Source organism: Rhizobium sp. CF122 (assembly GCF_000282035.1).
In the GTDB taxonomy this organism is placed as follows: Bacteria; Pseudomonadota; Alphaproteobacteria; order Rhizobiales; family Rhizobiaceae; genus Rhizobium.
The window spans coordinates 1-10826 of sequence record NZ_AKKA01000039.1; the positions used below are offsets into that span (position 1 = coordinate 1).

Consider the following 10826-nt stretch of genomic DNA (forward strand, 5'->3'; position numbering starts at 1 on the left):
CGCTCCGCTCAAAGCGGGGCGCTATCACTCAATCACGTAGCCCAGCGCACGATAACCCACTCGTCGCTTTGCGGCCATCCGGGCCAGCACGGGAACGGTGCTATCGACGTAATCGACGACCAAGACGTCTTTCTTATCATCATGCTGGCGATGCAGACGGCCGACATACTGCGCCAGAGTTCCCTTCCAGGCGATCGGCATGGTCAGGAACAATGTGTCGAGCCGGGCGTCATCGAACCCTTCCCCGATATAGCGGCCTATCGCAAGTATCAGGCGCTCATCATCGTCTGCGACATTCAACGCCGTGTTGGCTTGCTTGCGATCCTTCGCCGACATGCCACCGCGCAGCACCACGAGGTTTTTTACAAACGGCGAGAACCTCTGCTGGAGATAATCGAGGTGATCCTTCCGCTCCGTTAGCAGGATGGGCGAACGTCTGGCCTCGAGGGATTTCAACACGTCATCGAATATCAGGTCATTTCGGCCTTGGTCCTGCGCAAGGGCCGCATAGATCGCTGGCATTGACGGGCGCTCGGCCGAGACGAGTGACGCTGGCAACTCAAACTTCGTCGAACGGTCGCGGGCACGGTGGCGAATACCACGCTCGGCAGCTTGAACTCTCGCATCGACCCGATGGCGAACGGGGCCGCATTGCATGAAGATGATCGGATGATGGCCGTCCTTTCGGGCGACCGTCGCTGATAGGCCAACCACGTATCGCGCCTTGGACCTGCGAGCGACGAGTTCAAAACTTGAAGCGGACAGATGGTGGCACTCATCGACAATCAGATGACCGTAATTGCCGACGATGTCATCGACCTCGCCATTCCGAACCAGACTTTGGATCAGCGCCACATCGATGATCCCTGTTGGCTTCCTTTTCCCGCCACCGATAATGCCGATCTGCTTTGGGTCGATGCTCAAGAAGGAACTCAGACGCTCTACCCATTGGGTGAGAAGCTCCCTGCGGTGAACAAGAACCAGCGTGTTGCGGCTTCGATGTGCTATGAGTGCAGCTGCGACAACTGTCTTGCCAAAGGCGGTTGTGGCGGCGAGCACGCCGTTATCGTTGGCGACAAGAGCATCAAAGGCCCGCGATTGTGGCCGTCGGAGTTCCCCTTGGAACGAGACGTCGGCGGGTAGCGCGTCTCCGCCTTCGCGGTGATCCTCCAGAATGGCGGTCGTGCCATGGCTCTTAATGAGCTCAATTGCTTCGTCGAAGCAGCCTCGTGGCAGCGCGACATGGCGTGGATGAAGCTCGGCACAGGAGATAATCCGCGGCTTGCCGAATGTCGGCAGCCGCATTGCTTGCGCGCGATAGAATTCCGGATTTTGGAACGCTGCCAGACGCACGAACTGTGCGATCAGTGCCGGCGGAAGCTCCGTCCTATCGAGGTAGACCTGATCTGCGACCACGACCTTGATGCTTTGCGGGATAGCAGCTTCTATTCGTCGTGGCTCGCTACGACGTGACGGCAACATCTTCCACGGCTCGTCGGCATGTTCGTCATCGACCGGCATCCGGACCCCCAAGACCCGCCCCGCCAATTCAGCTTCGTCGGCGATCCTGAAGACTTCGTCTGCCGATAGCCTGCTCAACGACGACAGGTACGCCCACTGATCATCGTAAGGTCGCAAGTCGCCATCGACAAAAACGCTGTTGCCATTTTCTCGAGCCTTCCTTTGTAAGGGAAGCGCGATCAAATTACCGAAGCCGCCAAGTGGCATCGTGTCCTGATTGGGAAAGAAACGGTCATACGATGTGAAGCCGATCTCGGGACGGTTCTCCATCGTCTCTGTTATCAGCGCGGCACCAAGTTGTCGGGCGATCTTCGCGGGAACGGGCTCGGAGAAGAATATCCAGACATGGCCTCCGTTTCCCGACCTCGAGCGTTCGAGGGCTGCGGCAATACCTTTTGCACGACATGTTGCCAGCAAAGCTCTGGTATCATCCGCCCAGCTTTCCTTGTCGAAGTCAGCAGCAAGGAACCAGCATGTTTCGTCTTGCAGCAATGGATATACGCCGGCAACAAAGTCGCTTGAGCGAGCATCGCCGCCACGGAGGTGCTTTTCGATGATATCTTCGGAATATGGGATGAAAGCCTGATGCGGGCAGTCCCCGCATTTCACCTTTGGCTTGCCGCAGATTCCTTTCGCCCACTCGTTGGAACAGGAAGGCGAATAGCCGGTGCGTCCATCCTTTCTATTTTCCCATCGTACCGGAAAAACATCGGCGCGCCCGGCAAACAGCTGCCGGAACAACTCCACCTTTTCCATCGACGGTGAGCTGTTGGTAATAGGTGCATCGGCGAAGGCTGGCTTCTCCACGTCGGCTTGGCTATCGGAAATTAGCTGTTGCTCAAACGCTTCCAGTCCACGCTCAAGCGCCATCCGCTCATCATTCAGATCGGCCAACCGCCGTCGAATGCGCGCGATGTTATCCCAGGGAACACTCTTTTCCGCCAACTTTGTAGCTTTCGCCTAGATGATCATGCGGATTAGCATAGGCCAAAGACGCTCGCACTTTAAGACCGACACCATCCATCTCACTAGCCCGAAGGCTCCGAGATTATGCGGAGCAGAATCCGCCGCAACCGCCGGCAAATCCAGACTTCAGCGACCATAACTCCGCATAATCCCGCTCTCTGCATAATCGACGTTATGTGGAGCTCCACATAACGTCGAGTTCGGCGCGGCCCGGCAGAAGAGGCCCGCAAGAGCGAGCGCGACCGGCGTCCCTTAAGGGATGCATCTAATCGGTGATATCAGGCATCTCGTCTTTGTCGACACGCCAGATCCATACGGCAAGATCGGGCCTTGCCTCGACCATGTCCTTGAGCCTGGCCTCAAACTCAGAATCGGCGCCTGCCGGAACGATGTAAAGCGCCAACGGCTGAGGACGCTCCGGCAAGACTGCCGCCGCATAAGGCTGTGCCCGCGGTAGATCGAAACGAAGTCCCTTGATCGTCTTCTCACATTTGCGCGTCAGGATCTCCAGCAATCGCGTTTCATAAACGCTTTCCACAGGCAGCCACTGTTCGGTTACCGTCATCAATGCGATTTCGTGAGCCGTGACCGTACCGGATGGACTGCCGCCGATCGTTGCAATGACCATCAGGTGATGATTGTCGGCGCTTTGCCACAGCGTCAGCTCGGTTTCGAAACGACGCTGGAGACGCCGCCACGTCTCGTCCTCCAGATAGAGCCTGAAACCTGGCAGGTGCTTGATAACGACCTGCTGTCCCATCCGCACCGGTGTAAGGTCCTTGATCTCGCCGACCAGGATCATCAGGGGTTTCGCCCCCGCTTTGTTCTCGAAAAGCGGCGCCAGGGCCCGGGCGCGCCGCTTTTCGATCGCTGTCTTGTCTTCCATGCGAAAAGGCTCGGGAACAAGAACCCGCCCCACGAGGCGCTCACCCCTGACCGACATGGTCCTCGCCGCCTCGACAAGGTGGCTGTGAACCTGCCACCAATGCCGCTTTCCAGCCCAACGCGCCGTCCACTCGGTCAGTCCGCCTTCATGCCACAAGAGATGCAGGAGACCGCGAAGCGACAGCTTTCGGCTGTCGTTTCTGACGCGTTCCAGGGCCTCAGCACCGGCTGACGGAGAAACGGCAGAAGCCCTCTTCGACAGCGAAAAATCCAGTCTGAGCGCTGCTGCGCCGTCAGCATCCAGTTTGATCGCGTGCCCCATCAGGGCACCGAGCCCCGACAGCTCATAGGGTGGCTCATAGGACGGGCAAGCCTGATGATGCGCACCACCTGTCAGCGGCATCCTTTTGATCGTGGGCTGATCGCCGATCATCGCAATGTACATCGGGATGCCCGGATTGCAGCAAAGGCATATTGGCCGTGAGCGCCCCCGATAAGCGAACGCCAGCCGGCTGGCGAAGTCTTCCGCTTCGTCGGAGATTGTTTCGCCGTCGAGCAGAAACTCGCGCATCAGTCAGGCTGCCTTTGTACCAGCCGTGCGGAAGCGAAATTGTGCCACACGAGAGCAAAACCTGTCTGCTCAGATCGACCAATCATGCCGGACGGCAAAAGCCAGCTCAAGGCCGCGCGGCCCCTGCAATTTTCTCTCCACTTCGTTTTACTACGTTCCGACAAAATCGGGTCCTCCGCGCGCCGGCTCCGCCGGTCGTGGTCACGAGCCTTGACCTGTCTCTCCCCGCCCAGCTCGCCACCGTCATCTCTCACATCTCTCAAGGAGACGACGACCATGACCATCGAACAGCACATCGAAACTCCGCGCCGAGGCCAGAAACGCCGAGACACTTCAGGAACGTCGGGCGATCGAAGCTGAACTCGCGCTGATGATCGCCGAGCGCGAAGTCATCTGGGCGGAGCTCGACGGCCGCATCAATCCCGAGCCGCCTTTCTAAGGCGGCTGATCATTGCCGCACGCTTCGACGGGTCAGGTGCAGGCACTGGCTCAATATCCGTTGTCTTGCAAATAGGTGTCGATCGCCGCCTGCATGATGACCGTCATGCGGATATCGTTTTCATGGGCGGCGCGTAAAAGCCTTGCCTTGACGTCCTGTTCCAGCGGCACGTTGACATAGAACCTGATGTTCCGCTCTTTCATGCGCTTCAGGTTCTTGAGCCTTCGCCTCGTTTCCTGCTGCTCGGCCGCGCGCGTGGCCGAATTGCGCAGTCTTTCTTCTTCGGGAAGTCTCGGCAGCAGGGCCTTGGCTTCTGCCGATCGAGGAGGGTCGACGGCGGCAGCGTTCGAACCATCGCCGGAAGACATGTCTTTCAGCATGTCACCCTGCTCAGGCTGCTTGCGTCTCGGAGCAAGTGAGAAATCAATGGTATTCCTGGTCATGCCGCAATCTCCGCCAAAGCCCCCGTCCGCCGAAGCTCGATCTCGTCCACCAGCGCCTTGACTTCGAGACGCGCCTTGCGAACCGGTTCTGTCGGCTCCTGCATTTGCAGTGTTCCAAGGCCATTTTGGATTTCCCGGTAGACATTGCGCTCATAGAGTTCGGTGTCGAGCAGCATCGTCTGGTAGTTGGCCTCAATCAGCCCCGCCACAAAGGGCCTTATGTAGCGATAGGCCTCGAGGCTTCGACCTGTCAGTGTAATACGGGTTCGCACATTCATATGAAGCACGAACAGACCCAGTTGATCGTTGACGTCGTTGACTTCTGCAATCGTCTGGCCGGCAGCCTCGATCTCCTTGATTCCAGGCTGCACCGGCGACAGGACGATGTTGGAGGAGCGGATGATGGTGGTCTGCAGGGCGCTGTCGACACCGGGCGCATCGATAATGACGACATCGAACGCCTGTGCATAGGTTCGAAGCACATCTTCGATCGCCCGCTGGTTGGCCGCAATTGCCACCTCGATATTGGCTGGCACGTTGCCCTTCTTGTGACACAGCTTCCACCAGCCGGCGAGATTTTGCCGGCTGTCGGCATCGATCATGAGAATGCTCTGTTTGGCCAGCGCATATTCGCCCGCAATCAGCGTCGCCATTGTCGTCTTCCCGGCGCCACCCTTGTTGCTTACCACTGCATAAGTTCGCGTCATGAAAGCTCTCTCCAACGATTGTTGTCTCCAAAAGCCGCTCTTTCATGTTGAACTATCTTAGTTCCTTTTTTCCTCTCGTCCAGCCCCTTTTATCCAGCTGCTTCTCACATGGATGCGTGGCCACTACGTGTCAACTCGCCAATCGGCGATATCATTCCGCGCCCCCAAGCTGAAAAGCATCCGTTGGCTATATGTCTTTGGAATTGCGCTATATTGTTCCTGTACTCCCATGGGAATCAGGGCCACACCATGAACACACGACATTGACGTGGCTCACGGCAACATCGCCCTACTGCGAGCTTTTCCATCGAGCCCAGTCCCGAGGATAGCCTCGCATCGATGAACTGAAATGAACTATATTGGTTTGGCAGGATACGCAATTTTGTGATACAAAATTGCTGACGATCGACGGACAAGCCGTCGATGGCGCCTGCGGCGATCAATGAATGAGGCAGGTGACGTGGCTCGAGCAAGGCAGATAGCACCGGTCAAGACGCCTTCGAACGAGCGGAAGGCCCATGTCGTGCACGCTCGCTTCACCGCGTCGGAATTGGCCGCTGTTCACAAGGCTGCGGAGCAGGCGGAATTGACGGTGTCGGCGTTCATGCGCTCGCTGACGCTCGAAGGTGCCGGGGTCCAACCGTTTCTGACGGCGGAAGATCGGGCGATTTTCGAGTTTCTTCACCGCGACTTGCGAACGATCGGTGTGAACTTGAACAGTCTTGCACAGCTCGCCTACCGGCAGTTCAACGCCGGCGACGTCAGCGAACTCCTAAAGGGCCTCCTGCCGATCGCCGCCGGTCTCGCCTTGGAACTAAACCGGCTTAAGAGGAGAACCGGGCGTAAAGTTGGAGGGCGTGCCTGATGGAGATCTTTCTCGGAGCGTTCACGCAGGAGTGGGAGCGCCGAAGGGCCGCCTTCCTGCATGAGCGGCTGATGGGAAGGGCAAACGACGATGAGGAGGAACGCCGCCGTCGCGGAAGTACCGTGCCTGTTGCTAGATCGAGCCAGAAGCCCTCGAGAAATCTCAAGAAAGTTGCGCGTCGACCCCAGACGCCAAATTCCTCGTCGCCGCGCCGACCGATGGGAACGCGGTTTGCCGGACTTGCAAGTGGAAGCCAACCGGCCGTCGTGAAGATGGCGTCGTTTGGCGGTGGTGACCGGCTCGGCGCGATGGCGGGCTATATCTCCCGCAATGGAGAGGTTTCGATGGAAACCCAATCTGGGCAGGAGCTGCAAGGTCGCGACGCAATAGCGGCACTCTGCGACGACTGGGCACATCTGATGGGCAATCGCACTGAAAGCCGCGATATCGGACTTTTCTGCATCGACATTGCCCATGGTCCCGAGAAAGGGCAAGCACTGCCTGAATGGACGCGTTACATCGTCAGATCCGCGGTCGGCGATCGATCCTTTGCATTCGGGGTCGCGGAGCACGACGGAACTTTCCGCATCGAAGGGGTTGTTGTCTTGCGCTCGAAGGCTGGCGAGCGACTAACAGCCGACGCCAAGGCCACTGAGATCGTCCAGGCCCGTATGAGAGCGAAGGGAGGTGACGTCGGCAAAGCGGAGTTTCGCTTCACGGGTTACGGCAATGGCGTCGAGTATGGCACGAGCCGTCTGCGCAAACTGGTGGCCAGGTTCGACGGCGCTGTCGAAAACGATCGTGGTGAAAAGATTGCCGACGCCACACAGGCCGGCGATCTTGTGCAACAAGAATGGCGCGGCGAGCTCCACAGCCGCAAATCGCGCGACGTCATGCATCTCGTCATGTCCGCGCGGGCAGGCACCGACGTCGAAACATTCCAGGCGGCGGCGCGCGCGTTTCTGGCAACCGAGTTTGCCGCACACCGGTATGTCCTTTCCCTTCATGATCCGATGGGGGATCCGAAGGCGGAACAGGACGGAGGCAAACGCCCGCACGTTCACGTGCACGCGATCGTTGCCATGCGGGCGGAGAACGGCGACCGGATCGGGACATCGATCGGATCGTTTCGACGCTGGCGCGAGGGCTTGGCAAGAGAGGCGCGAGCCCGCGGCATTCTAATGGAGATGACCGATCGTCGAGACCAGGCAAGCGCGCCAGCTTACACGCGCAATCAAGTCCGACCGATCAGCCGCAAGGGACGATCCGAGCATACCGGCACCTCGAATTTCGCCAGGCGACGGTATGATCAGAAACGGCGGGAGGAGCCGACGGCGCCGAGGACCGCGAGAAGCCTGGAGTACATGAAGAAAGTTCGCTCGCAGTGGCTGGAGGTTGCCCGCCACGCAGAGAATTCCGACGCTCAGAATTTTGCCAAAGCGCAGCTTTCTCGGATGGCGACCGCAGGACTTTCCCTCAAGGAAATGCCGGACGCGCGAGATCTACAAAACGAGAATGGCTCGCGAGCGCGGGCTGCATTGGTTGAATTGTCAAAACTTACGGAGGTCGACAGCATGAGCACGATGACGCGATCCGAGTTCGAGGCCTATGAGAAGCGCGTGGAAGCTGCCTTGGTTCAAGCCAAACGCCTCCTGCCGGAAACGTGGCGGAGCCGGTTCGAGGAGATCGCTTCAGCAGCGCGCGACCATGTGGACGCCCGCCGTGAGATGATGGAACAGGCCGAGCAGGCCAGTGACCGCCCGCGTGAAAATCTCCGCGCGCGACAGGCGGACGACATCAACCGAGAGGATGCCGTCGCACGCGAGCGGCTGGCATCGCTCGAGGCGGGACACGACGTCATGATCGCGGTCGAGCATTACCGCAAGCTGATCGCGTCGGCTGACGCTGACCGGAGCAGCCCCAATAAAGCATCGTTGCAGACCAGCCTCAGTGCCGTGCTTGCCCGCGCCGGCGAACTCGGCGCCGCCGGGAATGCCTATATTCGCGAGATCGCTGAACGTGATGATGCGTTGCGGGCTGCGATCGAGGCGGCCGTTCAGCGATCGGCCGAGCGGATAACGAACAGGGCCGGCGGTGCTGATGAGCGTCACAGCGCAAGGAATACGGAAAATGAGATGCAAGACCGCGAACCGAAATCCGAGGAGCTCATGCGAGCTGATCGCATGCAATCTGCCGCAGACACACGAACAGATCACACCAAACAGCGGGTTTCACGATTGGAAGAGCTTCAGCGCCAAGCCGAGCGCAACCGCGACCGAGACGAGTTCGAACGATAGGCGACGTGGTACAGCGCCTGCATCAGGATGCCCGGCTGCCCGGAGTTTGATTGTACGTAATGGCATATTCCCGTATAACGTTTAGATGTGCAATCATGATGGAACCGCTACGATGGATGCGATTCTGACCGAAGGTTTTGACGCGGCTTTGACCCTGACCGACCATATCGAACATCTGCCGGACAGGAAGCGGCGCGAACTGGCGCGCATCCTCGAGATCCTGTTTGCCGAGGTCGAACGCTTCCAGGCCGGCAAGCTGTCGGCCAAGCGCCATGCCGGCAAGATCCTGAAAGTCATTCTTTATGGATCCTATGGTCGCGGCGACTATGTCGAGGATCACTTGAGCGGCTATCGCTCCGACTACGATCTGTTGATCGTCGTCAACAGCAAGTCGTTTGCCGAGGAGCAGGAGCTCTGGGAGGGCATCGAGGAGCGGCTGTTAACGGAGCAGGTCGCGCACCGCATCGAAACACCGGTTGTGCCGATCATCCACACGCTGGCCGATGTCAACGACCAGCTGTCCCGCGGCCGGCCTTTCTTCGTCGACATCGTCAGGGACGGCATTCCCCTCTACGCGGAGCCCGGTCATCCGCTGGCGCAACCGAAGCCACTGACAGCGGAGGAGCGGCGGCGAGAAGCGAGCAGATATTTCGAGGCATGGTTTGAGTTAGCCGTTCACTCGGTCAAGCTCGCTGAAACCAGTATAGCCGACAATGTACCGCGTCACGCTGCCTTCAATCTCCATCAAGCAACTGAGAAAGCCTATCACTGTCTGCTGCTGGTCCTGACGCTCTACAGCCCAAAATCTCATCGCCTGAAGGTTCTTCGCTCTCAGGCCGAGGGGATCGATGTCAGGCTAGTCGAGGCATGGCCGCGTGACAGCCGGTTTTCACGTCGATGTTTCGAGCTGCTTTCGCGGGCCTATGTGGAAGCGCGATATTCGTCGAAATACACAATCACCAGCGAGGAACTCGCTTGGCTGGTCGAGCGCGTGAAGGCTCTCCAAACTCTCGTCGAAACGGTATGCAAGGAGCGACTTTCTCCCCGGTCCTGAGGGACAGGAACAACCCGCGAACCTTTGCCTGATTACGAAAGGCCCGAGATTGAATCGCCTCAGATGCTTCTACAAAAGATCGAAGCGGCCTGCGCTGGTCGGCCGCCAAGGATCAATGAAACCCGCCTCGGTCGCTGTTGCGCTTAACTGCACCACGGTCTGGGGGTCGGAGGGCAGCCGCTGGCGCCACAGATGAAGGGCACCGCGAGACCTTCGGATATGAGGATTTCGCCGACATCCCGTCCATCAGCTCGCAATATCCCGCAGCTACGCCCGTAGTTACAGCGATCAGTGCCTTCAGTGCCTGGAGCACAAGAGCATCGGACCTTGGTCAGCCGAAGGCTAGACTTACTCACGATCTCCGCCAGTCGAGCGGAGGCGCGATTGCCTAGCTCGCGCTCACGGTCACATTGGGGTGTGAACGTCTCGGGCGTATTGAAGCCCACGAGGCGGGTACCGCTCGCCTCGCCATTGAGCCGTATGGTGTCGCCGTCGGTCACAGAAAAGGTCTGCTGGTCAACCGTCCTCGCATAGGTCCGCTCACGTGTCTCGAACGGCGGTGACCACGGCAGCTTCTGGATAACAGCGTAGGCGAGAAGCCCCACGATAAGCGCAGCGGAGATGGTGGACCTTAGAAGTAGCCGCCTGCTCCTCCAGCGTCCTCGATAGAACGTGCTCTTTCGCCCTTGCCCATGAGATCGCCTGTCAGGTTTTTGCCGAGGGATAAACGGGATGACCTTCATCGGCGTGCTGCTGCCGATAATCTCCTCAAGCTTTCGGCGCTGCTTCTCGCTCAGGCGTGTGTTGCCGCCATACCGTGCCACCCGTGACTGCATGTCGGTAAGAAAGGTTCTCTGCCACGCGCTGAGGCGGGTCGTTGCGAGGGTGGCGTTAATCCTCGCTATCAAGTTTTCAGTGTCATTGTCCACGTTCGCTCTCGGGTGGCGTTCCCCGTCAGTGTAGATGGACAAGCGCTAAAGGAGTGTTTCTGCCCACGTTACAACTCGACGCAAACCCGACCGTGGCGAGCGTCGGTGTCCGGTCGTGGTCCCAGTTCCCATGGCTTTGCCGGGGGTCA

The 10826-nt window shown here is 58.8% G+C and carries 7 protein-coding genes; 3 read left to right on the forward strand and 4 right to left on the reverse strand.

Going from position 1 to position 10826, the window contains the following annotated elements:
• Positions 1-24 precede the first annotated feature (24 nt).
• The 4 genes from PMI09_RS09535 to PMI09_RS09555 form a co-directional block, all read right to left on the reverse strand.
• Positions 25-2466, reverse strand: a complete 2442-nt coding sequence (locus tag PMI09_RS09535) for a TOTE conflict system archaeo-eukaryotic primase domain-containing protein (RefSeq protein ID WP_007791804.1) — start codon at positions 2464-2466, stop codon at positions 25-27.
• A gap of 286 nt (positions 2467-2752) precedes the next feature.
• Positions 2753-3943, reverse strand: a complete 1191-nt coding sequence (locus PMI09_RS09540) for a DUF1173 domain-containing protein (protein WP_007791808.1) — start codon at positions 3941-3943, stop codon at positions 2753-2755.
• 489 nt (positions 3944-4432) lie between these two features.
• The gene (locus tag PMI09_RS29700; RefSeq protein ID WP_007791813.1) at positions 4433-4825 is read right to left on the reverse strand and encodes a hypothetical protein; all 393 of its coding nucleotides are present in this window, start codon (positions 4823-4825) and stop codon (positions 4433-4435) included.
• On the reverse strand, positions 4822-5532 hold the full coding sequence (locus PMI09_RS09555) for a ParA family protein (RefSeq protein WP_007791815.1): 711 nt from the start codon (positions 5530-5532) through the stop codon (positions 4822-4824). The genes PMI09_RS29700 and PMI09_RS09555 overlap by 4 nt, the downstream gene beginning before the upstream one ends.
• A 460-nt stretch (positions 5533-5992) precedes the next feature.
• Here PMI09_RS09555 and PMI09_RS09560 point away from each other — a divergent pair, with 460 nt between their 5' ends.
• The 3 genes from PMI09_RS09560 to PMI09_RS09570 all read left to right on the forward strand — a co-directional run bounded on the left by PMI09_RS09560 (position 5993) and on the right by PMI09_RS09570 (position 9748).
• A complete protein-coding gene (locus tag PMI09_RS09560; protein WP_007791817.1) occupies positions 5993-6397 on the forward strand; it encodes a plasmid mobilization protein in 405 nt (134 codons plus the stop codon).
• Positions 6397-8694 carry a hypothetical protein gene (locus PMI09_RS09565; protein WP_007791820.1) on the forward strand — a complete coding sequence of 766 codons (2298 nt, stop codon included), beginning with the start codon at positions 6397-6399 and terminating at the stop codon, positions 8692-8694. Before PMI09_RS09560 ends, PMI09_RS09565 begins: the two co-directional genes overlap by 1 nt.
• A 112-nt stretch (positions 8695-8806) precedes the next feature.
• Entirely contained in the window at positions 8807-9748 is a 942-nt protein-coding gene (locus PMI09_RS09570) for a HEPN domain-containing protein (protein WP_007791823.1), read from the forward strand.
• The last annotated feature ends 1078 nt before the right edge of the window (positions 9749-10826 follow it).

What these genes read in the sequence shown, in the direction of transcription:
- PMI09_RS09540 (WP_007791808.1), bottom strand. Translation starts at nt 3,943, where the DNA reads ATGCGCGAGTTTCTGCTCGACGGCGAAACAATCTCCGACGAAGCGGAA.
- PMI09_RS29700 (WP_007791813.1), bottom strand. Translation starts at nt 4,825, where the DNA reads ATGACCAGGAATACCATTGATTTCTCACTTGCTCCGAGACGCAAGCAG.
- PMI09_RS09555 (WP_007791815.1), bottom strand. Translation starts at nt 5,532, where the DNA reads ATGACGCGAACTTATGCAGTGGTAAGCAACAAGGGTGGCGCCGGGAAG.
- PMI09_RS09565 (WP_007791820.1), top strand. Translation starts at nt 6,397, where the DNA reads ATGGAGATCTTTCTCGGAGCGTTCACGCAGGAGTGGGAGCGCCGAAGG.
- PMI09_RS09570 (WP_007791823.1), top strand. Translation starts at nt 8,807, where the DNA reads ATGGATGCGATTCTGACCGAAGGTTTTGACGCGGCTTTGACCCTGACC.